The 26,078-nt window shown below is 61.0% G+C and carries 22 protein-coding genes and 2 pseudogenes; 19 read left to right on the top strand and 5 right to left on the bottom strand.

Features of this window, described 5'->3' with window-relative positions; all coding sequences use genetic code 11:
• Positions 1–6 precede the first annotated feature (6 nt).
• The 3 genes from JOF28_RS08095 to JOF28_RS08085 form a co-directional block, all read right to left on the bottom strand.
• The gene (locus tag JOF28_RS08095; protein ID WP_209705298.1) at positions 7–1,425 is read right to left on the bottom strand and encodes an MBL fold metallo-hydrolase; all 1,419 of its coding nucleotides are present in this window, start codon (positions 1,423–1,425) and stop codon (positions 7–9) included.
• Positions 1,426–1,633: 208 nt separating this feature from the next.
• Positions 1,634–2,008, bottom strand: coding sequence for a thioredoxin (gene trxA / locus JOF28_RS08090; protein WP_209705297.1), 375 nt, complete (start codon positions 2,006–2,008; stop codon positions 1,634–1,636).
• 26 nt (positions 2,009–2,034) lie between these two features.
• Positions 2,035–2,220, bottom strand: a complete 186-nt coding sequence (locus tag JOF28_RS08085; protein WP_206475469.1) for a hypothetical protein — start codon at positions 2,218–2,220, stop codon at positions 2,035–2,037.
• Positions 2,221–2,340: 120 nt separating this feature from the next.
• Between JOF28_RS08085 and JOF28_RS08080 the strand changes: the two genes are divergently transcribed.
• Positions 2,341–2,637 (top strand): metal-sensitive transcriptional regulator, encoded by a 297-nt coding sequence (locus JOF28_RS08080; protein WP_209705296.1) that lies wholly within the window; start codon positions 2,341–2,343, stop codon positions 2,635–2,637.
• A 124-nt stretch (positions 2,638–2,761) separates the two neighbouring features.
• Here JOF28_RS08080 and JOF28_RS08075 read toward each other — a convergent pair whose 3' ends face one another.
• Together JOF28_RS08075 and JOF28_RS08070 are read right to left on the bottom strand one after the other, a co-directional pair.
• Positions 2,762–2,971, bottom strand: a complete 210-nt coding sequence (locus JOF28_RS08075) for a hypothetical protein (protein WP_209705295.1) — start codon at positions 2,969–2,971, stop codon at positions 2,762–2,764.
• Positions 2,972–3,294: 323 nt separating this feature from the next.
• A complete protein-coding gene (locus JOF28_RS08070) occupies positions 3,295–3,954 on the bottom strand; it encodes a hypothetical protein (protein ID WP_209705294.1) in 660 nt (219 codons plus the stop codon).
• Positions 3,955–4,264: 310 nt separating this feature from the next.
• Between JOF28_RS08070 and JOF28_RS08065 the strand changes: the two genes are divergently transcribed.
• From JOF28_RS08065 to JOF28_RS07985, 18 genes and pseudogenes are all read left to right on the top strand, one after another.
• Positions 4,265–6,499, top strand: coding sequence for a hypothetical protein (locus tag JOF28_RS08065; RefSeq protein WP_209705293.1), 2,235 nt, complete (start codon positions 4,265–4,267; stop codon positions 6,497–6,499).
• Positions 6,496–6,927 carry a hypothetical protein gene (locus JOF28_RS08060; RefSeq protein WP_209705292.1) on the top strand — a complete coding sequence of 144 codons (432 nt, stop codon included), beginning with the start codon at positions 6,496–6,498 and terminating at the stop codon, positions 6,925–6,927. Before JOF28_RS08065 ends, JOF28_RS08060 begins: the two co-directional genes overlap by 4 nt.
• 13 nt (positions 6,928–6,940) lie before the next feature.
• Positions 6,941–7,576, top strand: a complete 636-nt coding sequence (locus JOF28_RS08055) for a hypothetical protein (RefSeq protein WP_209705291.1) — start codon at positions 6,941–6,943, stop codon at positions 7,574–7,576.
• On the top strand, positions 7,576–9,264 hold the full coding sequence (locus JOF28_RS08050; protein WP_209705290.1) for an Hsp70 family protein: 1,689 nt from the start codon (positions 7,576–7,578) through the stop codon (positions 9,262–9,264). Before JOF28_RS08055 ends, JOF28_RS08050 begins: the two co-directional genes overlap by 1 nt.
• Before the next feature lie 390 nt (positions 9,265–9,654).
• A pseudogene (mobF, locus tag JOF28_RS14530) lies at positions 9,655–10,854 on the top strand (MobF family relaxase).
• A gap of 20 nt (positions 10,855–10,874) precedes the next feature.
• On the top strand, positions 10,875–13,121 hold the full coding sequence (locus tag JOF28_RS14525; protein ID WP_245189908.1) for an ATP-dependent DNA helicase: 2,247 nt from the start codon (positions 10,875–10,877) through the stop codon (positions 13,119–13,121).
• Positions 13,122–13,277: 156 nt separating this feature from the next.
• Positions 13,278–14,294, top strand: a complete 1,017-nt coding sequence (locus JOF28_RS08040; RefSeq protein WP_209705289.1) for a ParB N-terminal domain-containing protein — start codon at positions 13,278–13,280, stop codon at positions 14,292–14,294.
• Between the two features lie 30 nt (positions 14,295–14,324).
• A complete protein-coding gene (locus tag JOF28_RS08035) occupies positions 14,325–15,008 on the top strand; it encodes a hypothetical protein (protein ID WP_209705288.1) in 684 nt (227 codons plus the stop codon).
• Between the two features lie 12 nt (positions 15,009–15,020).
• Positions 15,021–16,226: pseudogene (locus tag JOF28_RS08030) on the top strand (M23 family metallopeptidase); the annotation flags it as partial.
• 5 nt (positions 16,227–16,231) lie between these two features.
• Positions 16,232–16,498: a DUF6112 family protein gene (locus tag JOF28_RS08025; protein ID WP_209705286.1), complete on the top strand. Its 267-nt coding sequence runs from the start codon at positions 16,232–16,234 to the stop codon at positions 16,496–16,498.
• A gap of 138 nt (positions 16,499–16,636) precedes the next feature.
• Positions 16,637–16,909, top strand: coding sequence for a DUF6112 family protein (locus tag JOF28_RS08020; RefSeq protein ID WP_245190222.1), 273 nt, complete (start codon positions 16,637–16,639; stop codon positions 16,907–16,909).
• Positions 16,910–16,942: 33 nt separating this feature from the next.
• Positions 16,943–18,271, top strand: coding sequence for a TrbL/VirB6 family protein (locus JOF28_RS08015; RefSeq protein WP_209705285.1), 1,329 nt, complete (start codon positions 16,943–16,945; stop codon positions 18,269–18,271).
• A 6-nt stretch (positions 18,272–18,277) separates the two neighbouring features.
• Positions 18,278–19,744: an SCO6880 family protein gene (locus JOF28_RS08010; protein ID WP_209705284.1), complete on the top strand. Its 1,467-nt coding sequence runs from the start codon at positions 18,278–18,280 to the stop codon at positions 19,742–19,744.
• Positions 19,745–20,039: 295 nt separating this feature from the next.
• The gene (locus JOF28_RS08005) at positions 20,040–21,044 is read left to right on the top strand and encodes a hypothetical protein (protein ID WP_209705283.1); all 1,005 of its coding nucleotides are present in this window, start codon (positions 20,040–20,042) and stop codon (positions 21,042–21,044) included.
• 4 nt (positions 21,045–21,048) lie between these two features.
• The gene (locus JOF28_RS08000) at positions 21,049–22,518 is read left to right on the top strand and encodes a hypothetical protein (RefSeq protein WP_209705282.1); all 1,470 of its coding nucleotides are present in this window, start codon (positions 21,049–21,051) and stop codon (positions 22,516–22,518) included.
• A 220-nt stretch (positions 22,519–22,738) separates the two neighbouring features.
• Complete coding sequence (locus JOF28_RS07995) at positions 22,739–23,521, top strand: hypothetical protein (RefSeq protein ID WP_209705281.1); 783 nt, start codon at positions 22,739–22,741, stop codon at positions 23,519–23,521.
• Positions 23,518–25,008 (top strand): VirB4 family type IV secretion system protein, encoded by a 1,491-nt coding sequence (locus JOF28_RS07990; RefSeq protein ID WP_209705280.1) that lies wholly within the window; start codon positions 23,518–23,520, stop codon positions 25,006–25,008. The genes JOF28_RS07995 and JOF28_RS07990 overlap by 4 nt, the downstream gene beginning before the upstream one ends.
• Positions 25,009–25,369: 361 nt before the next feature.
• Positions 25,370–25,594, top strand: coding sequence for a hypothetical protein (locus JOF28_RS07985; protein WP_209705279.1), 225 nt, complete (start codon positions 25,370–25,372; stop codon positions 25,592–25,594).
• The last annotated feature ends 484 nt before the right edge of the window (positions 25,595–26,078 follow it).

Here is a 26,078-nt window from a genome sequence, read left to right as displayed (position 1 = left end):
GCTCGATCAGGCGGCGACAGGAATGTTGCCGGGAAGCGCCGCCCACGCGGCATAGCTGCCGTCGAGTTCGGCAACGTCGTAGCCCGCGCGACGCAGAGCGCTTGCAGCGACACTGTTTCGCACACCACTCTGGCAGTATGTGACGATGGTGCCGGCCTCGGGAGCGGGAAGCAGATCGAGGTTCCAGAGCACACACCCACCCGAGAGTTGCTTCGCGCCCGGCAGATGACCCGCGTCATGCTCCGTGCGATTGCGCACGTCGAGCAATATGACCCGCTCGAAGCTGTCGAGAACCTCCGGCTGCACGAGCTTCGGCATGACAAGGTCGAGACCGTCGAGCGAAGTAATGTAGCCGCGCACCGAGTCGATGCCGATCCGCACCAAATGATCGCGCAACTCATGTGCCTCTTGGAGAGAGGGTGCGAGGAGGATGAGTGGCCGCTGCTCGACCGCCGGATCGTACACCCACGCACCATAGCTCGCAGCTTTCTCGACGCCCGGGATATTGAGTGAGCGTTTCACGGTGCCCGTATGCACTTCGCTATTGTGGCGGGTGTCTACGAAGATCACACCGTCGTCAGCGAGCGCGGCCAGCAGCTCATCTGCCGAGTACTCGACGAGTTCTGGTGCCGCCCCTATCACCGTGGGACCGGCCCTATTTTCCAGCTTCATGCGCCCGAAATATGCGTGTGCGTCTGGCTGGCCGTTCAGCAGTTCATCAATGAAGCCCTGCTCGTCGCCGTTCCCGAGATATTTGCCCCACCACGAGAAGTTGCGCTCATACCCGACCGTGGACGCGGCGATTGCGCCGAGTGCTTTGCCGCACGCTGATCCTGAGCCGTGAGCTGGGAGCACTTGCACGTAGTCGGGCAGCGTGAGGAAGCGGTCGCGGAGGCTCGCAAAGAGATCTCTCGCCCCTTGGAAACGGGTGTCAACAAACCCCGCTGCCTCATCGAGGAGGTCGGGACGGCCGAGATCGCCAACGAACACAAAGTCGCCGGTGAGCATGAAACCCGGCTCGCTCGCCTGCGCCCCGTCGGTGATGAGGAACGACAGGTGCTCAGGCGTGTGCCCGGGCGTGTGCGAGGCCTCGACGGTGATGTTGCCGAGTCGGATGCGGTGGCCGTGCTTCATGCGCACGGCTCCGTCAAAATCGGGCCCATAGGTCCAGTCGGGTCCGCCTTCGTCGGAGACATACATCTGCGCGCTCACCCTTGCGGCAAGCTCGCGGGTGCCCGACAGGTAGTCGGCGTGGATGTGCGTCTCGGTGACGGCGACGATTCGCATGCCGTTCTTCTCGGCCAGGTCGAGGTAGACATCGATATCACGGCGGGGATCGACGACAATCGCCTCGCCCTTCGCCTGACAGCCGATGAAATAGCTCGCCTGTGCGAGATCCTCGTCATAGATGCGTTCGAGCAGCATAATCAGTTCTTTCTCGAGTGACGGAATGGTTCATGAATCAGTTGCATGTACAGCGGTCTGCCTCGGGTACGCCGTAGAGGGCATCCTCGATGTGCTCGCCGCAGCCGGTCCAGGTGGGCTTGCCGCAGGCAGAGCAGGTGATTCGTGCGCACATAATGAGGGTCCTTTCTGACGATGTGCTGGATGGATGAGTGGATCTCAGCCGGTTTCAGGAGGCGGGCTGCGTGCCGCGCTCGGCGATCTGCCGACGCACGTCGTCCATATCGAGGTCACGGGCGCCCTGGATGAGCTGGTCGAGCTGCGCAGGAGGGAGAACCCCAGGCTGGGCGTAGACCGGGATCCCGTCGCGGAACACCATGAGAGTCGGGATCGAGCTGATGCGGAAGCTCGCTGCGAGCTGCTGCTCGGCCTCGGTGTCAACCTTGCCGAACACAATGTCTGGATGCTGCTCGGAGGCGCGCTCGAAGGTGGGGGCAAATGCCCGGCACGGCCCGCACCACGCCGCCCAGAAATCGACGAACACGATGCCATCACCGTTCACGGCACCCTCGAAGGTGTCCAGCGTCAGATTCCTCGTAGCCATTGCCTGTTCCGTTCCTTCTCTGCGGTTTAGCGGCCGAACAGGCGGGAGAAGAACCCGCCCCGGTTTGCCTTCGCGGCATCGATTTGCGCCTGAGTGTGCTTGCCGTTGCACCAGTCCGATGCGGGCACGCCCGCCTTCACCATCGCGACATGCTGCCCACATCCCGCCCAGGTCGTCTTCCTGCATGTACGACAGGTCACCGCTCGACACATCACGCTCTCCTTGGTTCTATATACCCCAGGGGGTATCCTGCGGAATAGGATAACTATACCCAGGGGGGTATCATGTTTGTCAAGTCAGGTCGTTTCAACACAGTGAAGGAGGCAGAGGTCATGGGGCATGAGACAACAGCAGACCCTATTCCTGCTCAGCATGATGCGGAGGCGAAGCGCAAGGTGGTGAACCGCTTGCGTCGCGCACACGGGCAGCTCGCCGCGGTCATCGCCGCGGTGGAGCAGGACGCGCACTGCCGCGATGTCGTGCAGCAGCTCTCCGCCGTCTCCAAGGCGCTCGACCGGGCGGGGTTCCTTGTGATCTCCAGCGCATTGAAAGAATGCTTGAACCACCCAGGCAAGGAGGGCGCCCCCGATCAAGACGAACTCGAGAAACTCTTTCTCACGCTCGCCTAGCCGTCGGCCTCAATCGAACCCGCGGGGATTTCCATCACATCCGCACTCGCGAAGGCTCGTTAGCGTGACGACCCACGCAAGACGCAGGAGGAAGTGCCGGTCGAGCACATACAGGTCGTCGGCATCACCCACCGCACGTCGCGCGCAGGCGATCCTCGCTCTTAACGAGCATGATCGTGCTGCCGTGATCAATCGCAGCCTGCGAAGCCTCGACATCGAAGATGCCAATGCGGATTAGGCCGAGGTCGATGCGACTTGGCGGATAAAGCTTCGCCGTCGCATTGACAACACTGAGAGCGGCAAAGTCGAGTTGCTGGACGTGGGCAAGTCGCACGCCCAGTTAGCAGAAGCGCTTGCCCCATAACCCACTCCATGAAACGAAAATAGCCCCTGACCAAAGTGTTAAAACACGTGGTCAGGGGATATTTTGTTCTCGTGCGCGAAGGGGGACTTGAACTGTTCCGTTCCCCCTCGCACATGAAATCGTGAATCGGCGTTCTGCCGCATGATTCCGACGTTTCTGCGGAGCCTGCCTGTGGATAACTGCACCGCGGTTCACGATCTAGCAGCATCGGTAGCACATGAGTTAGCACATGAAACAGGTGTGTCCGAGCGATTGCAAGCGCAGGAGTGAACGAGCATTTGCCCTCTCTGGAACTATTTACACTCCCCGAGGAATCCGAGGTAGCAGACCGCATCGTGCGTCACCGCAGGGCGATAGTCGTTGTTGGAGACCTGACGTGTCGATGTTTCCGGTAAACGCGACAAGTGACCCCAGCTTCCAAGCGTAACCACCGTGTACCCCCAGCCTCCTTCGCCCTTCATTCGGTCGATCTCAGCGAGGTAGCCGTCGCACAGGTTGTACCCGCTCGTCGTAAGGCTCACGCCTACGCACGCGGAGTTGTAAATGCCAACCATGACGTTGATACAGGCGGTCCAGTCCTGGCCGACGTAGCAGGGGCTAACCCGGTCATTCGAGATGTTGTAGCTGCCGGTCTGGTAGGCCTCAGTACGGAAGGTTTCCTTATGCTCGGCAACGTCCACCTTGGTCCAGTGACGCGCAGACGCGAGTGCGCCGACAACCACCAGGATCACGATGCCTGCAAGCACTCCGAATGCTGTCCAACCTTTGTGGCTCGACGACGCATCTGATGTTGATGAAAACGGCGCAGTTGAACGCGATGGTGCAGAAGCTGACTCAGCATCGCTGAAGTACGCGGGCGGTTCCAGCGGCGGCGCAGGACGAACCGGACTTTCGTCATCGGTTATACTTTGAACCTCAAAGTCCGGTTCAGGTGCCCAGTCTCGGTTTGACATAATTAGTATCCAGCGTAGTAGCAAGGAGAGCGAACCGATGTCGGAGGGAACCGTGCGCCTACACCCTGTACCCGCTGAGATAGCGCTCCTCGGAACCCCAGCACCTGGTCCTCTTGTCGGAGGTCTGTTCAGAGCACGCCGGTCCCTGTTCAAGACGGAACCGTTTGCTGTCATCGATCAGTCCGCTCATAACGTTACCGGCATATGGGCAATTAGTGGCGAGACAGACACTCTGCCTGCAACCAAGGTCAAGGCCCCTCTGCCCTCCGCGGACGGTTCGATTCTTTCTCACGCAGGTCGACTCTGGGCAATGCTCTTTTCGCCAGGGATGCGCACCAGACTGTCGGATGAGCTCGAACGAACGCTCACCGCGAGTTACCAAGGTCTGATATCGGAACCGGGACACGCCCTTGGTCTGGTCTTGGATCGCAAACAGCTCGGCCTCCCGGTCGACTACGCGCTCAAGCTCCCCATCGAAGACTGGCGCATCCACTACGAGTATCTTTCCGACTTCCCGGCAGGCTCGCCGGAACGCCGCGCTCACGCGGAGAAAATTGCAGCGGATACAACCGCCCCGAGTGGGATCCGACTTCGAGTTGCAGCAGCAGAGGGTCTGGATGGCAGCGGTGGTATCGAAGAGGCCCGACTGCTGTTTGCTGCGACTCCTGCTCGCCTCGATTTGGTGCAGAATGCCGCGCGGATTGTCGCATCCTACCTGGCCGAGTCAGGTGTACATGGTGCGATCGAATTGCGTGAATCCATCGACATCGCACCATCAGTGCAGGCCCGATCTGCTGCGGCCCTTGCATTAGCCGTGACCGGCGGTGCAGCTTTTGATCGCGAAACGGCAGTCGAAGTCGCTGGCCTTCCCATTGAGGTTGTAGATGACCTCATCGATCGTGGGGTGCGCAATTTTGGATTCAGCGGAGTGTCCGCCGATGCAGCGGTCGACGCAATGCCCGACGTTCCACTCAGGACATATGTTCGCGCTCGAATCGCGCCGGCGGATCTGAGTTCTTCCGAGGTCGTTCAGCTCGGGTTTACCTCGGAGGGCATTCGGCGGTATCTGAATGGCGACCAAACCGTCGCCGAGGCCATACCCTCAGCGAGACTCATAGATGTTGCGGCAGCGCGGGCGTTGCGGCGCGGAGAGGCCATCCCCGGTGAGCCGAAGGACCCATCCCTTCGCGAGCTTGCAGAGACCGTCAACGGATCGGAGAACGCCGCGACTCAAGTGCTGCTGAGCGACAAGTCAGTTTGGGCGACGCTCATCCACGCCGGTATCACAGGTGTCGGACCGGATGAGTTGCGCAACCTCGCCGCTCTTCACGTATCTCGGTCGAAGCTCTTCGAGTGGGATTGGATTGGGGCCGCCGGGGCCGCTCGGGATGGACTTCGCACCGCCAAGCGTGAAGCCGTGCGTGACGAACTGCTCAATGTCCTTGCTTGCTCACTCTGGATGCAGGGTCGTCCTGAGCAAGCGCTCTCTGCTCTCGACTCCGCCCTGGAAGGAGAGTACTCAGACGCGCTCCTGACTAATGCGGCGGTCGTGGCAACTGAGCTGGAGCACTCCGAGGCTGTCGATAGGTTTGTCCGCCTCGCTGAAGAAGCGGTCGGTCCCCAGCAGCGGGCGCTCGCGGCGGAGAAGGCGCTGATTCTATGGAAGCGGGATGACGCACGTCTCTGGGAAGAGGACTCCGATGACATCCCCGAGGAAATCATCGAAGTACTCCGGCTTCTCATCGCTGAACCTATCGATGATGAGCGATACGAGCGAGTCCTTCGTGTCTTGGCAGAGAACGATGAAGAATGGCTCGCCGCGCAACCGATCGCTGCTTTCGGCGCACACTCCGGCAAGCCTATGGTCCGTGTGCTGAAAGCGCGTGCAGAGGGGATCGATAAGTTCATCACGGCGCTCGGCAATGAGCTCCGGGACGCTAAGGGGGGCGCTGAACCTTGGGTTGAGGGTGAGCGTGACTCACTCGTTGAAGCCGCTATCGGAGTTCTCATCGAGAACATCACCGAGGTTGGTGCCGCGGTATTCGGTATGACTATTGTCGAAGCTAAGCTTCCGATGAAGCCGGTTCAACGTGTGCCTCTCGTCTGTCTCACGGTCACTGCAATCTCCATGAGCATGGACGGAAGCGAAGGCGAACCGAAGGACATCTTCATCGACTGGGTACTCAACGCAAGGTCCGAGCTGAGCAGCCTCGACACTGATGATCGGGAGCGTATGTCGTCGATGGTGACACTGGCAGGTGAGTCTCTGGCGCGATCATATGCCGGGGCCAGATCTCAGCAACTCGATCAGGCTGTCGACTTTTTCAATGGAATTCTCGACAAGCTTCGTGTTATCCCCGCATATCAAGTCAATCATCAAGCGGTGCAGGAGCTAATGTCACCGATCTCCGCGCTGTGCCGGGAGAGCTGGGACATTCTCAACAAGGTTCGGCCGCTGGTCAGTGATCCAGACCTGCTTCGCTGGGTGGATAGCGTTATGGCACACGTAAGTGAACTCGGGAACAAGGCGGTGACGATTCGATGAGCGAGAGACGTAGCCCTTATCTACTTCTAGGGGTTCCCTTCGGGGCATCGAAGGAAGTGGCGTCGAGAGCCTTTGCCAAAGCAACACGACGGTTGAAGCGCGCGATTGACGCTCCATATGATCTCGAAGACCTAAACTGGGCGCTCCACGCGATCGAGCAGCGCATCGAAGACCCTGGATCGAGTATCGATGACTACCGCATTCCGGCTAACCCCAGTGTCTATGAGATTCCCAGCGGCGAAGGCATTCTCAATCCACCGGTCCAGCCGTACGAGCGGCGAACCCAGCCCACCGACCCTGCAACTATAGAGGCCCTCCGCGTGCAGATCATCCGTGAGGTAGCGGCATCGGTTATCGCCGAATGGCTGGGGAGCCCGCTACCTCAAATCCATAGCTTCCCAGAGTCATCTGAGTCATCTGAGTCATAGAGAAAGGCCCCATATGTTCGGCAGCAAGGCCCGCGAGAACAAAGAGCTCCTAACCCAGATGGAGCGGCAGCTTGATCGTATCCACACGGCCCTCTTGGTTCGGGACCCCGGGACATCGCTCTCATCAGACGCCTACGAAGGGTTAAGGAAACAGGTCGTCGCGTCTGCGCGTGCTCGTACACAGCATGTCGCCCAGCTTGCGGAAATCGATGTCGCACTTCGGCGCGGGGCCAGTATCACCGACCTCCAGAACCTTGTCGATGGCTGGCTGAGGCAGGCTGGAATTGAGCGCATTGAAGACCCGAGGGTGCCGGATGTGTGGGATTCAGTTCCGAATTCGCGTGAGGTCGAAGTTGAGATTCCGGCCTATGTCGATACCGAAGTTCGGCGACTTGTGCACCAGGGTCGTCTTCGTGAGCGCAACGTCGAGCCAGAGCCGAACCAGAATATCGCAGTGGCAGAGGGGCAGCCTGACCTGGCATCAGTACCTGCCGTAGGTGGCGAACTGGAGGTGGAGCCTAGGAGCAATGAAATCTCGTTCCCAGATGATGCCGCTGAGGACAGCGCAGAGTCTGAGAGTATCCTGGATGGTGCGCCGGTTGAGGGTACCGACGCCGAGACTGACGCTGACGCCCCGAAGGAGTCCTAATGGCCAGCATCGGTATCGACTTTGGCACTACCAACTCTGTAGTGGCTCAGTTCGCCGCGAACGCTCTTTCGGTGCTGTCAATCGATGAGCCGCCCGCACAGTGGGCTGGTCTTGGGTTCGACCGAGTCCTTCCCACGGTTTTCGGTCGTGGCGATGATGACCGACCGATCTTCGGCTGGGCTGCTAAGCAGCGACCGGGTAGCCTCGCCGCAGTGAAGCGTCTACTTCGCGCTGAAGAGCGTGCGGATGTGGATGGTGTGGAGTTTGTTGTTGAGGAGATTGCTACGTTGATCTTTGGGCACCTGAAGCGCGCGAGCGCGCACCAAGGTGTTGCATTCGATCAGGCGGTCGTTACTATCCCAGCGAACAGTCGCGGACTAGCGCGCTACCGCACGAAGCTGGCTGCAGGGATGGCTGGCATTCAGGTCCAAGCGCTTATCAACGAGCCGACTGCCGCGGCAATGGCATACAGCATGCGTTCGGCACACGAGGAAACCCTCATGGTTGTCGATTGGGGTGGTGGCACCCTTGATGTGACCATCCTGAAGAATATCGACGGTGTCTTCATGGAACAGTCCTCGAAAGGCATTCAACAGCTAGGCGGTCTCGACTTCGACACTGCCCTCTCACGCATCGTCATGGATACGGTCAGTGACCCATCGAAGTGGAACGGCAGTGACCGTACGGGCTTCCGTCTCGACATCGAGAAGGCGAAGATTCAGCTCTCGACAGCGGAACAGGTAAGCGTGCCACTGCCCGGTGGAGAGTACCGGCAGGTCACGCGAGCGATGTTCGAAGATGCGGTTCGCCCCCAAATTGAGCGGGTTCGTGAACCCATCCTCCAGTGCCTTCAGGACATTGGCGCGCAGGCTAGCGACATCGACGCGGTGGTTCTTGTAGGTGGGACTTGCCAAGTTCCTGCGATCCGGCAGTTCGTATCCGAGTTGTTGGGACGCGGCCCTGCTACTGGTATCGATCCGATGACCGCGGTCGCCGAAGGAGCAGCCGTCGCATCAGCCATCCTGTCAGGAGAACTGGACGACCGAGACTTCTTCGTGTCGACTGAACATGCGCTCGGGACAATCATCCTTGACCCCACCAGCGGACTCGCATTCTCTGAGCTCATCCCGCGCAATCACAAGCTGCCGGCTCGGGTTACTGACACCTTCATACCCGCATCCGACTTTCAAGAACAGGTCAATGTTCAGGTGATCGAGGGGGACCCAAGCAAGTCGCTCGATGACGACGATAACGTGATTCTCAAATCCTGGACGCTTGATTTTCCTGACCCACAGCCACTCGGCGAGATCACCCTTGACCTTACCTATAGTTATGACATCGACGGTATCCTCCACGTCACCGCAGAGGACAGCCTGGGTAACGTTCTGCTGTCCGACGATGTCTCCTACGGTCAGGGGGTAGAGAAGCGGGACCTTCCGAAGATTGCGAACCGCGTTGCAAGAACGCTTGATTCGGATCGAATAGAGACGAGCGTTGATCGGGCGGCATCCGCTCTAAGTGCCGCGGAGCAGCGCATAGTCACAGAGGTAAAGACGAAGGTGATCCCGTTCATCGAAGACGCCGAAGCTGCGGAGTTGCGTTCACTTATTTCCTCGGCTGAGGCCGGAGACGAGTCGGCGATCCCCTCCTTGCAATCTGCGGTACGAAAATACAGCTACCTGCTCTAGCGTGTTGAGGCGTAAACGCGTGCAGAACGTCGGGGCAAGTTTACCGTTGCGATCTTTGCTGTACTCATCATGACTGACCTTGGGTGTGGAGGTTTCTCAACTCTTCGTGGCTGACGACAGCTGGTCGGACGCTGGGAACCGGCAAGGTGGGGAGCGAGATTGACCGTATCTCCGAATGCTCGATCCTTGAGCGCGGTATTCCGCATGTCAGATGACGTTGCCGATCCGTGACGCACGCACCTTTCAGTACCGCGTCCGGACCCATCCTCGATGTGCTGATATAGGACTGTTCACTCTGTCCTGAGACATCACTCTGTTTCAGAGAATGAACGTATGCTACCATGATAGATAGAAGCCGTTTCTAGTTTGGAAACATTGGCGGTGATCGCGATGCAGGGCGGTGTGATCTTGTTCCGGGGCACCGGGGCTGACGCGCTGCGCTATGTCGAGGCCGACCGCTCACGGGCTGACGACTACTACCTGTCCGACAGCACCGGGGTTCAGTACACGGTGCTTGATGCCTCGGGCGAAGCCGTGAGTAATCGCGTGCTGACCGCTGACGAGTACGCGGGCTGGGTGGACTGGATCAACCCTGATACCGGCGAGCAGATGGGAAAGCCTCGCATGGCGGGGTCGGATCGGCAGGGGTCGCCCCGGTTCGCGGAAATGGTCATCAACGCGCCCAAAAGCCTGTCGATTGCGGCGGCGCTGCACCCAGAGGCGTCCGAATCGCTGAACAAAGCTCAGTAGGACGCGCTCTCGGAGATTCAGCGGTGGCTCGCGCAGCACTCCGTGACTCGTGTCGGCCCGCGCGGAAAGCAGGAGGTCGTGCCGGTCGAGCACATGCAGGTCGTCGGCATCACCCATCGAACCTCACGAGCAGGCGATCCACACCGGCACATCCATATGCAGGTCAGCACAAGAGTTTGGGCGGCGGGCAAATGGCGGGCGCTCGATACGGCGGCCACGTTCCGGCAGCAAGGCGCGATCCGTGCCCTCGGTACCGCCGTGATCGCCGCCAGCCCGCAACTCGCCGCGGTGCTTGATCGGCACGGCCTCACCCTCGACCCTGTATCGGGAGAAGTGGTCGAGCTTGAACCGCTCAACACGGTTATGTCGAAGCGGGGCGAGCAGGTGCGGAAGAACCTGGAACGGCTCGAAGCCGAATGGGAGGCGGCGCATCCTGGCGAGACGATGGGGCCGGTTGTCTCGTCGCGGCTGACCGCGCAGGCGTGGGCGTATGAGCGCCCCGCGAAGAAGCCCACGACCTTGCGGGAAGAGGAAGCCTGGCTGACCGAGCTACGCGAAGCCGGCTACGACCCTGAGTACCTGGTCCGTAGGCCGGCGCGTGTACCGGTATCGACGGATGACCTCTCGGTGCAGCGGATCGCCTCGCGTGCTTTGGATCGGTGCGCCGCAGCAGAGTCGACGTGGACTCGCCACAGCGTGCAGGAGCACGCCACCCGGATCATCACTGAAGCAGGCGTGCGTGCAACCCCTAATGAACTCCGCGAGTTGATCGGGGTTGCGACGATGCTCGCGCTCGAGGATTGCTTCTCGATCCTCCCGGCTGACGCCGTGACGCCGTGACGCCGGAGCATGTCGCGCACTTGACGAGCCTGCGGGTGGTGCAGGTCGAGACGGAATTGCGCGACCTCATCACCGCCCGAACCCCCGAGCAGGAGCCGGAGCATACTGACGTGCGCGAGCACGCGGTCGCGCTCGGTCAGCGCCTCGATTCCGGCCAGCTTGAAGCGGCCGCAGCGGTCGCCTCGCAGGATCCGCTGGTGATCGTGGAGGGCGCCGCGGGCGCGGGCAAGACCACGATGCTCGCCACGGCGATCCGCGCCACCGAACAACGCGGCGGAAGGGTGCGGGTGGTTGCGCCGACCAAGCGTGCCGCTGAGGTCGCGCACCAGGAACTCGGCGTGCCCGCCGAATCGGTCGCCGCACTCGTTTACGCGCGCGGGTGGCGGCGGAACTCTGACGGCGTATGGACGCGCCTCGCCATAGGCGACAGCGACCCGATGACTGGCGCAACCTATACCGGCCCGCCACAAGCAGCGCGGTTGCGTCGTGGTGAGCGGATCGTTGTGGACGAGGCGGGGATGCTCGATCAAGACACCGCCCTCGCCCTGTTCACCGTCGCCGCCGAGACGGGCGCAACGCTCGCGCTTGTCGGTGATCGTGCGCAACTGCCCGCAGTCGGTAGAGGTGGCGTGCTCGATATGGCGGCGCAGCTTCGGGGGCGCGCGTTCGATATGGCCGAGGTGCACCGCTTCGCCGATCCCGAATATGCCGAGGTCACGGTGCAGATGCGCGACCGTCGCAACCCCGGCGAAGTGTTCGACCAGTTGCGAGTGCTGGGCCTGATCCAGCTACACACCGACGCCGACGAGCTGCGCGAACATCTCGCCATGAGCAGACGAGACGGCGAAGCGGTCACCGTGGCATCCAACGACGAAGCTGCGCGGCTGAATGACCGCATCCGAGACGAACGAGTCGCGCACGGCAGCGTCGACGACACCACGACGACCACGGGCAGCGACAGCCTCAGCATCGGGCGGGGTGACCTGATCCAGACCCGCAAGAACAGCGCCGACCTGGGTGTGGCGAACCGGCAACAGTGGATCGTGCAACACGTCGAGGCGGATGGGTCGCTCTGGGTACGCGATGCGCACAGCGACCGCAAACGCGAGCACACGATCCACCTGCCTGCGGAGTATGTGCGCGAGCACGCCCATCTCTCCTATGCCGCGACCGCCTACGGGGTGCAGGGGGTGACCGCGCCCGCCTCGCACACGATCCTCACCGACAGCTTGGGTGGTGCGGCGGTCTATGTCGGTATGACCCGCGGCCGAAACGAGAACACCCTGCACGTTGTCGCGGAGAGCATGGCCGATGCACGAGCACAGTTCATTGAGGCGATGGAACGCGACCGGGCAGACCGTGGCCTCGCAGACGCCACCGGACGCGCAGCAGAAGCCGTGCGCGGCCTCGTGAGCGACGGCCCCGTGAGCATCGTGAACGCCGACATAGCCCGGCTCGTGCGCGAGGCCGAACGTGCCGAGCGAAAGGCCGAGAAATGGGAGCGAGTCGCGGAACGCCTCGACCAGCAACGCGCCACCTATAGGGCGGAGGACGAGCAGAGCACCGAGGCGATCCGCGCCGCCGAGACCAGCGCAGCCCAGGCCCGCGCCGAGGCCGTGGCGGAGTTGATGCCGCAGGCGGTCGAGGACGGCGAAATGTACCTCACAGCCGTCATCGCCGAGAGCGCCGCATCGGAACGGCTCGCCGCGTCGGGCAGGTTCGGGCGACGCAGAGCACGACAGGAACACCAGACCGCGACCGAGCGCACCCACACGGCACGCGAGCGGGCGCGCGAGACCTGGGGTGTACTACCGCGCCACAGCGACAGCCTCACCGAGTGGGCCACCACCACTGCCCAGCGGCGTGCCGAGAACGACCCGCGCGTGCTCGACGCCGCCCGCACTCTCGCTGCTGCGCGGGCGGAGCACGCGGCGCTCATAGACCGGCACGACCGGGAACGTCTCACGCTACTCGCGCAAGAGTTGGGAGCCGAGCGGGTGCGTCGTGACCCGATACGAGCACGGTTTATCCGCCCCAACCGCGAAGCCCACGACACGCATGTTCAGGCGACGGTGGCGCGGCGCGAAGCCGAGGAACTGCGCGCCCTACCACCCGAACAAGCCGCCGCACTGATCGAAGCGAAGCGGGCAGCGGCAGAACAAGCGCGACAGCACGCCGCTGACCGAGCCCGGCGACTGCGCGGCACGGTCGAGCAGAACCACCCGAGCACAGAGCCACGGCGTGACGGCCCCGGTCTGGGCTTATAGACCGAGCGAGGGGCCGCATCCCGCGTATCGCGCGACGAGCACCGGGCGAGGCATCCTTCTCCGCATACTCGTTGGTGAAGCGCTCGCAACGCTCCTCAGCGATGACGACCTGGTCACGGCTATCGCGATGTCGGTCCCCACCCACGGGAGCAACCAGTGAGTCGGGACGGCGGACACATCGAGTTGGACCGTGCCGTCGAATCAATCCGCGTTGGGCGGCGTCACCGCACTGGACTCGGCGACCTCGACTCGCTCGCAGCCTCGATTGAGCGTGATGGTTTACTCCAACCGATCACGGTCACACCCGACGGGATCTTGGTATGCGGTGCGCGACGATTGGCTGCGATTAAGCAACTCGGCTGGCAGCACGTCAAGGTTTGGGTGCGTTCAGGTATCTCGGGGGATCTCGCACACCTGCTTGCTGAACAAGATGACAACATGCTGCACAAGCCGCTCACCCAGCTGGAGGGTGCAGCGCTCTATCGGGAGATCAAGGCGCACATGGCTGAGGATGCTGCTCGTCGGCAAGAAGCGTCGCGTTTCAGCAGCGAAAATCAGCCGGGAAGTGACGGTGCAGCAAATTTTGCGCCACCGTCAGAATCACCGGGACAAACTCGCGCCCAGGCCGCTGCGATGATCCCCGATGGTGCTTCACACACCACTCTCGAGAAGATCAACTACCTGCAGCAGATCGCTGAGGACCAAGATCAATCAGAGACAGTTCGTGTGGGAGTTGCCGCCGAGCTCGAACTCATCGGTTCAGGCGGACCGGTACACCCGAGCTATCTGCGGGCCCGCCAGCTTGTCGCGGAGGCAGACTCCGATGCACCTGAGGAAGATGTCGCGAAGCTGGCGGAAGAAGCTCTGGCGCGTCTCAAGAGCACGCCGCGCACTAAGCGCTGCTCTTCGCCGAGTCCGCAGACGAATCGTGCGGACGACGACGAGCCGTGGCCAGTTCGCGCGTTCGTTGTTACCTGGACTGAGCTCGATGGGTGGTGGCGTCACTTTGATGTCGACGACCTCGCTCTCAAACTGAGTGCTGCTGAAGTCGAGTTGTTCTTGCGGGCAGTGGATGCAACCTCAGACTTCGCGGAGCGACTCCGAACAGCGCTCGATACCAACGTTGATACCGCTGAGCAGCCAATGGAGATAAGGAACCTCCGAGCGATCTGATGCGCGGCCGACGCTGCGCACCTTCCAGGCATGAAGCTTCTGACCGCTCCTCGTTCCCGCCGCACCGTTGTCGCCCTCATCGCCACCGCAGTCGTGGTGCTCCTCATCACCGGTGTTGGCGTCTACGGACTCATCGCCGGATCCCGTGGGCACGGTGAGTCAACCGGCCCGGTCTCACCAACTACTGAACGTGGTCCTGGCTCCTCGAATGCCCCTGATGGACCGACACCTCGGATTCCGGCAATCCCCCACAGCACCGATGCCGAGACCTTTGCACGCAGCGTCGCGACGGCGCTGTTTACCTGGGACACCGGCAGTGGATTCCTTCCGCTGGACTACACCGAGGTCATCCTCGACGTTGCGGACCCGAGTGGCACCGAGCAGCCCGGCCTTGCAGCCGATCTTGCAATCTATTTACCCTCGTACGATGCGTGGACGCAACTGCGTCAGTACGCAACGAAGCAATACTTGGAGATCACTTCCGCGTACGTGCCGGGTGCCTGGGCTGACGCGCTCGCGCAGGCTCGACGAGGCCAGCTCCCCGCAGGTGCCACCGCGTTCACGATCGAGGGAATCCGCCATCGCTCCGGCGACTGGAATGGTGACCAGGTCAGTGCCGACCAACAGGTTGCTTTCACGGTTTTCGTTGCCTGCCCGCCCAAAGACACCTGCTATGTGCTGCGGCTGTCACAGCTGAATAATCCGCTGCGTTAGGAGGCCCGGCTCATGATGAAGAAGCTCGTGATCGCAGTCGTCGGTCTCCTGTTCCTCGCACCGACGTTGGGGCTCGTCACCGTCGGTCTCGTAATGAATTCGGCGGTGATTGCGTGCCTTTCCTCTCCAGGGCTCACCGTCGGGAATGTGCCGGATTCTCTCGTAGTGACAACAGTGAATGGTGAGAGGTTCACGCTCAACAAGAAGCAGCTGACGCATGCGGCGACGATCATCACCATGGGTTCACGGATCGAGGGCGTCACCCGCGATGGCGTACAGATCGCGATCATGGCCGCTCTCACCGAGTCGACGCTGCGACAGCTCGCGAACACGGGAACCTACCCAGAATCCGTGAGCTACCCGAACGACGGAAATGGATCCGATCACGACTCGCTCGGCCTCTTTCAGATGCGGCCGCAATCGGGTTGGGGATCTGTGGCTGAGCTGATGGACCCCGAATATCAGGCTGCTGCGTTCTTCGGTGGATCGTCCGGGCCCAACTATCCATCGCCTCGCGGCCTGCTCGATATCCCCGGCTGGCAGAGCATGGGCAAGGGCGAAGCCGCACAAGCTGTCGAGGTGTCTGCGTACCCGGATCGGTACAACAACTACGAACCCGTTGCCGAGAAGATTCTCGCAACGCTCACGAGCAGTGCCTCGACGTCGTCGACGACTGCTGCGTCAACCACGACTCCGTCAATGACATCGCCACCACCAACCGACGCAGTGACGAAATCCTCCCGAGTCGTATTTCCATTGCCGGAAGGGTCTTGGGTTCACACTGGCGACTTCGGGCCACGCATTGACCCCATCACAGGCGAGAGCGCCTTCCATACCGGCACCGATCTTGCCGCGGCCGACGGGACACCCATTCTCGCCGCAGCGGATGGAGTGGTAACTGTCGCAGAGTTCTCCGGCGGTTGGGGAGGGCTGATCGTCATCGAACACCACATCGACAGCACTACCGTCGCCACCGCGTACGCGCATATGTGGCAGAACGGCATCCACGTCAGGGTCGGAGACCGTGTCATCGCCGGTCAACACATCGGTGATGTTGGTTCATCGGGGCGTTCAACCGGACCGCATTTGCATTTTGAGGTCCGCCCCGGCGGCACATATGCGGAGGCGATCGATGCGGCGAAATGGCTCAACGATCACGACGCCGCTGATCTCCCAGAGGCGACTGCTGGTGCTGGATGTTCTGCGACGACAGGAGGCACGTCATGAATGTGTTTCCAGACTTCGGCAGCTTGAGTGGCATCGGTGATCTCAAAGTTGTCATCGGAGCGATGCTCACGATCATCCTCATAGTCGCCGTCCTCATGATCATCGTCAGCGCAATCATCTGGGCAATCTCGACTTCCAGCGGCAACCCCGCGGTCGCGGCTAAGGCACGCGCGGGGGTCTTCGTAGCTCTGGGAGCCGCGATCCTCGCAGGTGGCGGTGTGACCTGGCTGAACTGGCTCATTCATCTGGGCGAGCAATTGTAGCTCTCTGCCGCATCGTGACGAACGGGAACGGGCTGCACACCTGGCTCTCGACCATGTTTCGTCTGCCGCCGTCGGCGGTGTTCACGCCAAGGAGCCACCGTGTTTGAACTCATCACGACCATCGCCGCAGTCTTGCCGATGGACATCGACATCACACCGAATGACTCCGGTCTGCCGGGGATCGCGCAATTGCGCACCATTGTCGGTGCCGTCATGACTGTCGGGCTCATCCTTTCCGTACTCGCGCTGATTATCTCCGCGATCGTGTGGGGGTTCGGATCGAACTCGTCCAATCCACATCTCGCAGGTCGCGGCAAGCTCGGCGTACTCATCTCGTGTGGTGCGGCAGTCATCTGCGGCGCATCCGTGACCTTGATCAATTTCTTCTGGAACGTCGGACAGCAGGTCTGAGGCCCACCACCCACTAGTTCAGGGAGGCCTGCGATGAGTGTCTGCGATATCCCCGTCATATCCAACGTCTGCGATGCCGTCGGCGAAGGCGCCGCAACCTTGGTGTCGGCCCCTTTTGACTGGCTCGCCTCCACGATGGGTCAAGCCGCGGGCTGGCTAATCGAAGCCATGTGGACAGTCTTTGACAGCACGACCCTCGTGGACGTCCAATCCGAGGGCTACCTCGACGTCTACAACCTGCTCTTTGGCATCGGTGTCTTCATCGTCTTGCTGTTTTTCTGCTTCCAGCTCGTCCTCGGCCTCATCAGACGGGAGCCCGCCGCGCTCTCACGCGCAGCACTCGGCGCAGCCAAAGCCGTTCTCGGCTCCTTCGTCGTCATCACGTTGACGGCAACTGCTCTGGAGATTGTGGATCAGTTGTGCATCGGTGTCGTCCAGGCGGCAGGAGAAACCACCGAAACTATGGGCGATAAGATCGCGCTCCTCACCGCCGGGCTCACCACAATCAACATCGCGGCTCCAGGCGTCGGCGCGATCGTTACGATCTTCCTCGCCGGGATGATGATCTGTGCGGTCGCGATTGTCTGGTTCTCGCTCCTGATCCGTAAAGCGTTGTTGCTCGTTGCGATCGTGCTCGCACCCATCGCATTCGCTGGAGCGGCCTGGGATGTCACCCGCGGATGGATCGGTAAATGGGCCGCGTTCGTTGTCGCGCTCATCATCTCCAAACTCGTCCTCGTCGTCGTGTTCCTCATCGCGATCACGCAGGTCTCAACGCCGATTGAGGCCGATTTGTCTTCCGTGACTGAACCGATCTCAGGCATCGTGCTGCTGTTCATTGCAGCCTTCGCGCCATACATGGTCTACCGGTTCATCTCGTTCCTCGGCTTCGATCTTTACCACGCGATGGGAAGCGAGCAAGAAGCAAAGAGCGCCGTGAACCGGCCCGTGCCCGTGCCGTCGAAACCGCAGAGCGACGGAGTCAAGAAGGTGCTCGATGGTGGCTCCGGCGGCGGTGCGACACCGAACGCCACTTCCGCAGCAACCGGTGCGCCCAGCACCTCTGCTTCGGCCGCCGGTTCGGGTGCAGGATCCGGCGCGGGGGCCAGTGGTGCTGCCGTGGCTGCCGGACCCGCGGCAGCGGTCGTTATCGGCGCGGAGGTCATCAAAGGTGCCGCGACTGCCGGACCTCAGCTCGGGGGTGCTGTTGCTGGGACGGCCGAATCAGCTACCGCTGGTGCGGATGGCTCGGGCGCGACTTCTGCCGCACCTCATTCAACGCCTCAGCCTCCCGCGCCTCGAACCGATCCTGCACCGCCCAGCAGCCAGCCTCCACAGCCGCGCACGGTAGGAAAGGAATAGCCCACCATGTCGAAGGACTACGACGATCAACGAGCCGGTGATCTCGTCCCGGTGAAGTTCTCCCGGCTGACGCGACGAGGCGTCCTGCTTGGCCTGTCACTCTCGCAGCTGATCGCACTCGGAGTTGGCGTCGGCTCACTGGTGTGGGCGTTCTACGCCGGAGGCGGCATGCTCATCGCGTTCTCGGCACCCGTGTGGCTCTCCGCCGCGGCGACGGTGTGGATCCGGATCTCTGGACGGGCGATCGTCGAATGGATCCCGGTCGTTTTCTGGTGGCTCTGGAAGGCCACCGGCGGCCAGTTGCTCTATCGGCGGCGCGTTGTGAGGCCACGGCCTGCGGGTTCGCTCGCGCTACCCGGCGACGTGGCGCGGCTGCGTGAGTATGAGGATCCGATCACGGGCGCCGGGATGGTTCATGACCCGACCGCGAGCACTCTCACAGCCATCGTTGCCGTCGCGCACCCAGCATTCGTGCTCCTCGATCCCGGCGAGCAGGATCGGCGCGTCAGCTCTTGGGGTCGTGTGCTCGCAACCGTGTGTAGGTCTGGTCGACTCTCGATGCTGCAAGTACTTGAGCGCACGCTGCCAGATTCTGGCACGGGGCTCGCTGAATGGTGGGCGTCACATGGCAACGCCAATGGTTCATGGGCGTCAACGACGTACGCCGAACTGATTGAGCGCGCCGGGCCCGCGGGTGAGCGCCACGCTACGACGCTCTCACTTTCGCTCGATATGCACGCAGCGGCTCGGCAAATCCGCACTGCCGGTGGCAGCATTCGCGGTGCTGCAGCCGTGCTTCGCCAAGAAATGTCCACGCTGATCGCTGCACTGCGATCAGCCGACCTGGCTCCGTCGGATTGGTTGTCGTGCGGCGAGATCGCTGTGATCCTGCGTTCCGCGTATGACCCCGCAATCGCAGCGACGCTCGAACGCCACGGTGAACTCGGCCAGTCACTTGCCACCGCGGGGCCAGTCGCCGTGAACGAGTCATGGTCTAGGCTGCGCACAGACTCCGCATTCCATGCGGTGCTGTGGATCTCGGAGTGGCCCCGCTCGATGGTCTACCCGGGGTTCTTGGCGCCGTTGCTCCTTTCATCTGGGATCCAGCGATCCTTCTCGCTGATGTGCACCCCGATGCGCTCTGACCAGGCTGCGCGCGACATCCGAAAGAAGAAGACGGAGTATATCTCAGACGCAGCTCAGCGCCAACGCATCGGCCAGATCGAAGATGCTTCGCAGACCGCCGAGTTTCAGGATGTTCTCCAGCAGGAAGCCGACCTCACCGCTGGACACGGCATCTTGCGCTACACCGGCCTCATCTCGGTCTCAGCACGAACGGCCGACGAACTCGACGCCGCAGTCGCCGCGATCGAGCAAGCCGCGATCCAGGCTTCGTGTGAGACCCGTCTCCTCGTCGGTCAGCAAGCTCAGGCCTTCACCGCCGCGGCGCTGCCGCTGTGTCGAGTGGTGTGAGCAGTACAGAACATTTGAATCATGCTGGTTCTCTGCCCTCGCAGAGCCCTCGCAGATCGGCCGGACCGCATAAAGGCGTGGGTGTGCCATGAAAGTTGGCTATGAGCCACGCGACATGCTCATCGAGGTGTCAGTAGCGACGAGCGAAATGTTTGAACGCCAAGGTGCTGTGTAGCCCATTTGCTGCGCCCTGAGCTCATCGGCGACGCATCTGACGCTGGCCGCAAGACCGCCTTGTCGGAGGTGACCGATACGCTCCTTTCAAGAGCAGTAGAAGTCTTTAGGGAGAATGCACATGGTTGAACCGCGGGCCATCGACAAAGCCATGAATAGTTTCGGCAAGGCTGCCGACGGCATCGGGAAGTTCGCCCGAGAAAAGTCTGTCCAGGCTGCTGAACAGGCGGAGGAAATCGCGGACTCCACCAAAGAATTTGTCAGCGGCACCGTCGAGAAGCTCACGGCAAAGAAGCCAGACCCTTATGAAGAGGCCATTGCAGAGTACAACGGGGCTTTCACTGCGATGAACGATAACGGTCTCACTTTGTTTCGTCAGCGGGAACGCTCTAGCGACCTGATCGAGTTCGTCGAGCTGGTGGTGAACAGTATTGCCAACACGCCGAAGTCCTTTGAGACTGCGTTCCAGGAAATCCAGTTGAACAAGGCTCAGTTCCTTGAGGCCGAGGAGTTCGCTCGTAAGGATCTTGAAGCCGCCCGCAACTCCGCGACTGGTGTAGGAGTTGGATTCAGTGCTGGCGCTGCTGTCGCAAGCATGGCTCCATCGGCTGCACTCTGGGTCGCAACGACCTTCGGTACTGCGTCTACGGGCACTGCGATATCCACGCTCTCCGGAGCTGTTGCGACTAAGGCCGCACTCGCATGGCTCGGAGGTGGAGCTCTCGCGGCGGGGGGCGGCGGCACAGCCGCAGGAAGCGCATTGCTTGCTTTGGCTGGACCTGTGGGATGGACGATTGCCGGCGCAACTCTCCTCGCTTCGATTGCACTATTCGCAAAAAAGAAGTTCGAGAACCGTGAAGCTAAGCAGGAGGCACTCACTGCTGTGAAGTTAAACACGGCCCTCGTGACGGAGATGGGTGCACAAATCGGGAGCCTCCTCCAGCGCACTTCTTCTCTGCGGATAGAGCTCACGAGAAGCTACAGCGCAGCGCTACCGTTCTTTGGCACGGATTTCTTGGTCCTCGCCAAACCGCAGCAGACACAGCTTGCTGCCCTGGTAAACAACACGAAGGCATGCGCTGCTCAACTCGGCCAGCACATCGAGCAGGCGGGCGACCATGAGTAGCTCCGTGAAGTCCACGTCAGGCAGCGCTGCGAAGATCACGAAGAGCGGGCAGGAGCAGGCCGTCGCAGCCTGGGCAAACTATCTGAACCAGCTCCGATTAGACCGGCTAATTGACAACCTCCGCCAACAGGATATGCATCTACGCGATGCATTGCGAAGCGCGGACGAAGCAATCAGCGGGATCCGGCAGGTGGTAATAAGCAACCGCGGCGGGCTCAAAGGCATGCATGGCTTCATTGCTGAGGTCGCCGAGACCGGGATCGGAAACGCGCGAAGCCAAGTTACCGGTGGCGGCAAGATCTATCAGTGGGTTGACGACAACGGACCATTCGACCTCATGAGAGATGGAGTCGCCATCCAGCAGAAGTTCTACGCGGCGGGAGGAAGTTTCGGTCTGGGGGCAATCGCCGAGCATCTTGAGAGGTACCCAGACTTCATCGAGAGTGGCCATAGGTATCAGATCCCCAACGATCACTATGAGATTGTGCGCAAGCTCTACGCCATGCCCCATGAGGAAGCAGGCAAGATTCTCACGCGTGCAGGCGACGGCCCATCGTTTAGGGACTGGCAGCGCGTTCAAACTTTCTTCAATGATGGCTCGGTGCCCTTCGATTCTCTTGAACCGTCAAACCTCGACTACCACGAAGTTCAGCAAGGCACATATAACGCGACTTTCGAGGCAGAAAAGGAATCTCTGCGCGAAACTGACCAAGATCAGCGAAACTCCGCGTATCAGGAGAGCAAGCCCACCTTCAAGCAAGGTGCGCAAGTAACCATGGCGGCAGCCATGATTGAAGGAACCACCACTTTCGTCATGGCCGTGGTCGCCAAGCGGCGCACAGGTAAGAAGTTAGGCGACTTCGACGCGGACGACTGGGCAGAAGTTGCGAGCGAAACCGGCTTCGGATTCGCCAAGGGCGGTGTACGTGGGTTCAGCATCTATACGCTTACCAATTTCACAGCGACGTCGGCCGCTGCAGCCAGTGCCATCGTCACCGCCGCCTTCGGCATTGCGGAGCAGGCAAACAAGCTCCGCCGCGGGGAGATCAACGAGCAGGAGTTCATCGAGAACGCCGAGTTCGTCTCCCTCGAGGCCGCGGTCAGTGCATTGTCATCATTCCTCGGTCAGGCAATCATCCCTGTGCCTGTTCTCGGCGCTGTGATTGGGAACACCGTCGGCATACTGATGTACAAGTCAGTGTCAAACTCACTATCGAAGCACGAGGAGGAACTGGTCGAGGGCTACCTGAGATCGCAACAGGAACTCGACGAACGACTTGCAGCTGACTATCAGGACCTGATCGACCAACTGGATGCAACATTGTCCACCTATCTCGATTTACTTGGACGAGCGTTCTCTCCCGACTTGGAAATAGCCCTTGACGGATCAGTTGCCCTCGCACGGAAGCTTGGCGTCGAATATGAAGATGTCCTGGACAGCGATGAGAAGGCCACCGCCTATTTCGTTGACTAATCTGCGCAAGTAGCCATGGGCTACGCGGTGTCATGACCGTTCCGCGTGACGCGCGTTCCGATCAGGCCGCGTTCGCCCTAGACGCAATCCTCGCCTCAGCCACCGCCGTCCTGCGGTCAGTGGATGACAGCCAACGGGGTCATTCCCGGCCCGCGGCTGAGAACCTCCGAGCGCACCTTCCCAACGTTCAAGTTCTCACTTCGACTGTTGGAAGGTCACCATGCCCACGTTCTACGATCCTGGCGCTGATGCCGGTGAAGCTTCCGAGGCGTTGCGCGGACTCGCGCACGCCACACGCTCGTTCGAGAATCCGCAGGATCTGTACGGTGTGCTCGGCGATCTGCTGTCAGGTGTGCGATCACTCAAGCAGGTGCTCGATCAGCTCGCTGCAGCCCATGTCGAGAATCGTCCTCGCGCATTTGACGACCATGGTGACCATGACATCGGGTCACAGGATGCTCTTGCGTCCGCCGACGAAATCCACCAGGCCGCGACCCTGATCGATCAGGCCGAAGAGCGACTCGACGCAGCGGCAGCGGCTACGAGCCGTGTTGCTTGGCGCGACGATCCAGCCGCAAACGTACCCCAGGCTGCTCGATGGATCAGTGTCGTCTTCCTGCAAGGCCCAGAGGCAGATGAAGTTCTCGACATGATCGACAGAGACGGCGCTGTTGCCGGGCTCGACCATCTGAAATCCTGGGACTTCGGTGACGAAACCACAAGCGCAGCAATGGAGAACGGATACGTTTACGACGTTCCACCGAGCGGCCCACTTGAGCGTGAGGTACGAGATGGCGACTACCATCTCGCTTACAGCCACAGCTTCGAGCACGTCGCCCTGTACCGACTCCATGGTGTTGCACCTGCTGACCGGCTACCCGATGACAAACGGACCCTTGGTGCCCCGTCGGCATCGAGACCGACGCGTGAGCAACAGCAAACGTCATGGTTCGAGCCCGCCAGCATCACGGCGATCAAGCAGCAAAGGGGCCTCGGACTATGAGCCACGATGATGCCGAACGCCTGCACACGTCGGTCCTCGTCGCTCCAGCATCTGAAAAGCGACGCGTGCGTAAGCAGCGCAGTCAGGCTGCCGCGATTTTGCGCGCTGAGCAGAAGAAGACGGAGCATCAGGCGGCTCGCACAAAGTACGCCGCCGAATTGGCAGAGCGCCGGGCGACCACGTACCTCCCGGCAGCTGGAGAGCCAGGACCTGCCCAGCTGCGTTCGCCCGGAAAACTTCGCCTGCCGCGGCATCAAGACACTTCGGCGACCCTCGCTGGTGCCTATCCATTCCTGGCCGAAGGCGGCCTCGGGCCTGACGGTGTTTTCGTTGGTCAGGATCTGTACTCCGGCGGATCCTTCGTCTACGACCCCTGGGTGCTCTACGCGCGAGGACTCATCACAGCCCCGAATCTCGTGCTTGCAGGCATCGTCGGATCCGGCAAGTCCAGCTTGGCAAAAAGCCTCTATACCCGATCCCTCCCATTCGGCCGTCGGGTCTACGTTCCTGGCGACCCAAAGGGTGAGCACACCGCAGTAGCCGAAGCCGTCGGCGGCAAAGCAATCGTGCTCGGTCATGGGCTCGCTGCCCGGCTAAATCCTCTCGACGAGGGCTATCGACCTGCAGGAATGAGTGAGGAGAGCTGGGCATCCACAGTCTCAGCACGGCGACGCGATCTCATCGGCGCACTCGCGGAGACGGTTCTGACGCGACCGCTCACTCCGCTGGAACACACGTCGATCGATACGGCACTGAGCGAGGTCGTGCGCAGCAACGACGTACCGATCCTTCCGATGGTCGTCGATCACATCCTTGCGCCGACGGCGGAAGCGGATCTCGATGGGCGTCTCGCCGAGGACGGACGTCTCGTAGGACATGCGCTGCGGCGGTTGGTCTCGGGTGACCTTGCCGGGCTCTTCGATGGTCCGTCAACAGTAGCGTTCGATCCGACACTGCCGATGATTTCGCTTGACCTGTCACGGGTGACGGAGAACTCGACGCTGATGTCGGTGCTCATGACCTGCTCGTCGGCCTGGATGGAGTCCGCGCTCCTCGATCCGAATGGTGGCCAACGCTGGTGTATCTACGATGAGGCGTGGCGCCTCATGTCACATCCGGCATTGCTGCGACGTATGGATGCGCACTGGCGACTGGCGCGGCACTACGGCATTGCGAACATGCTCATCTTCCACAAGCTGACCGACCTGGAGAACGTCGGAGATCAGGGCTCCGCGATGCGAGCCCTGGCCAATAGCTTGCTCGCGAACGCCGAAACGCGGATCATCTACCGGCAGGAGTCTGATCAGCTTGGAGCAACAGCGAAAGCGCTTGGACTCACTGGCACCGAGCAGAAGCTCTTGCCTGGGCTCGGTGTGGGTCAGGGACTCTGGCGAATCAAGGACCGTTCCTTCGTCTGCCAGCATCAGCTGCATCCCGGAGAGCTGGAACTCTTCGACACGAGGGGGCGAATGGTTCCGATCTCTTGATGCCGGGCTCAGGCAGTGTCAGCGATACCTGGGGCCCACCTCGCCCTTCAGTTCTGTCCCCACCAATAGGCGACCAGAATGAAGTCGTCAGTTCATCGGGACCATCGAGCATCTGAAAACCCAGCAGAGCGACCCGCTATACATCGACAAAGGTCGAGATCAGTTGAACGAGCCGATCCAAGTATCCAGTAGCTCCTCAGGAACCTGCTAGATTCAAAGAATGGCTGCGGACTCAATATGGCGCAAAGGGTGGACCTACGTAATTATTGCAGGCCTAGTTATTGCCGGAATTTGGTGGGCAACAACACAGACGTCGGCTCTCCCCCTGAAAGATGGGCACTACAGCTGCCAGGCCGTATTTGTGAACGCGGACAACAAGTACGAGATCCTCGTGGACTCGGCTGGCAACCAGTACCGCGGTGAGGCGACTGTGCAAGGAGGCAAGCTAGTGTCGCTCACAGGCGACACTGCCATGAGCGCCTCTGACGTTGAGCGTCTCACCGTGCGATCCAAGGGCGACGCCCACTTTCACGCGACGGATGATCCTGCCATGCATTCTTATAACGCGATTGCCTGTGACTACTGAGACTGCTCATTGCGATGAATAACCCGTTCCCGGGATCGGCTAGGTCTCGAGGTATTGCTGTAAGCCTTCTTGCTACTGCTCTAATCCTCGCGGCGACTGGATGTACTCGATCCGAGAGCAGCATCAATAGCTCGAGCTCGCAGCTTGTGTCCTGCGATGAGGTGGCCGCATCTGTAATCCAACGTGAGCGAGTCGGCGATACAGCCGGGGTTATTAATTCAGAGATTCAATGGCTCAGTGAAAACTGTGGCGACGAATACGACATAGCCATCGATTATCTTTCGACTGCAAGTATGGCAAAGGGGCAATTTGGACCTGAGACCTGCGATTTCTTGCTTGAGCGCAACATCCACCCCGAATCTGTGCGGCTTCTTCGAGCCGAGGAGCTCTGCACAGACTCCAGCTCAGATAACCCATGGACCGATACTTCTCCTCAGACTCAGTGGCCCAACGATGGACTCTCGTGGGACCAGGCGGTGAACCA

The organism is Leucobacter exalbidus (genome assembly GCF_017834145.1).
Lineage (GTDB): Bacteria > Actinomycetota > Actinomycetes > Actinomycetales > Microbacteriaceae > Leucobacter > Leucobacter exalbidus.
This window is presented reverse-complemented; position numbering and strand designations above follow the sequence as displayed.

What these genes read in the sequence shown, in the direction of transcription:
- JOF28_RS08095 (WP_209705298.1), bottom strand. Translation starts at nt 1,425, where the DNA reads ATGCTGCTCGAACGCATCTATGACGAGGATCTCGCACAGGCGAGCTAT.
- trxA (WP_209705297.1), bottom strand. Translation starts at nt 2,008, where the DNA reads ATGGCTACGAGGAATCTGACGCTGGACACCTTCGAGGGTGCCGTGAAC.
- JOF28_RS08085 (WP_206475469.1), bottom strand. Translation starts at nt 2,220, where the DNA reads ATGTGTCGAGCGGTGACCTGTCGTACATGCAGGAAGACGACCTGGGCG.
- JOF28_RS08080 (WP_209705296.1), top strand. Translation starts at nt 2,341, where the DNA reads ATGGGGCATGAGACAACAGCAGACCCTATTCCTGCTCAGCATGATGCG.
- JOF28_RS08070 (WP_209705294.1), bottom strand. Translation starts at nt 3,954, where the DNA reads ATGTCAAACCGAGACTGGGCACCTGAACCGGACTTTGAGGTTCAAAGT.
- JOF28_RS08065 (WP_209705293.1), top strand. Translation starts at nt 4,265, where the DNA reads ATGCTCTTTTCGCCAGGGATGCGCACCAGACTGTCGGATGAGCTCGAA.
- JOF28_RS08060 (WP_209705292.1), top strand. Translation starts at nt 6,496, where the DNA reads ATGAGCGAGAGACGTAGCCCTTATCTACTTCTAGGGGTTCCCTTCGGG.
- JOF28_RS08055 (WP_209705291.1), top strand. Translation starts at nt 6,941, where the DNA reads ATGTTCGGCAGCAAGGCCCGCGAGAACAAAGAGCTCCTAACCCAGATG.
- JOF28_RS08050 (WP_209705290.1), top strand. Translation starts at nt 7,576, where the DNA reads ATGGCCAGCATCGGTATCGACTTTGGCACTACCAACTCTGTAGTGGCT.
- JOF28_RS08035 (WP_209705288.1), top strand. Translation starts at nt 14,325, where the DNA reads ATGAAGCTTCTGACCGCTCCTCGTTCCCGCCGCACCGTTGTCGCCCTC.
- JOF28_RS08025 (WP_209705286.1), top strand. Translation starts at nt 16,232, where the DNA reads ATGAATGTGTTTCCAGACTTCGGCAGCTTGAGTGGCATCGGTGATCTC.
- JOF28_RS08020 (WP_245190222.1), top strand. Translation starts at nt 16,637, where the DNA reads ATGGACATCGACATCACACCGAATGACTCCGGTCTGCCGGGGATCGCG.
- JOF28_RS08015 (WP_209705285.1), top strand. Translation starts at nt 16,943, where the DNA reads ATGAGTGTCTGCGATATCCCCGTCATATCCAACGTCTGCGATGCCGTC.
- JOF28_RS08010 (WP_209705284.1), top strand. Translation starts at nt 18,278, where the DNA reads ATGTCGAAGGACTACGACGATCAACGAGCCGGTGATCTCGTCCCGGTG.
- JOF28_RS08005 (WP_209705283.1), top strand. Translation starts at nt 20,040, where the DNA reads ATGGTTGAACCGCGGGCCATCGACAAAGCCATGAATAGTTTCGGCAAG.
- JOF28_RS07995 (WP_209705281.1), top strand. Translation starts at nt 22,739, where the DNA reads ATGCCCACGTTCTACGATCCTGGCGCTGATGCCGGTGAAGCTTCCGAG.
- JOF28_RS07990 (WP_209705280.1), top strand. Translation starts at nt 23,518, where the DNA reads ATGAGCCACGATGATGCCGAACGCCTGCACACGTCGGTCCTCGTCGCT.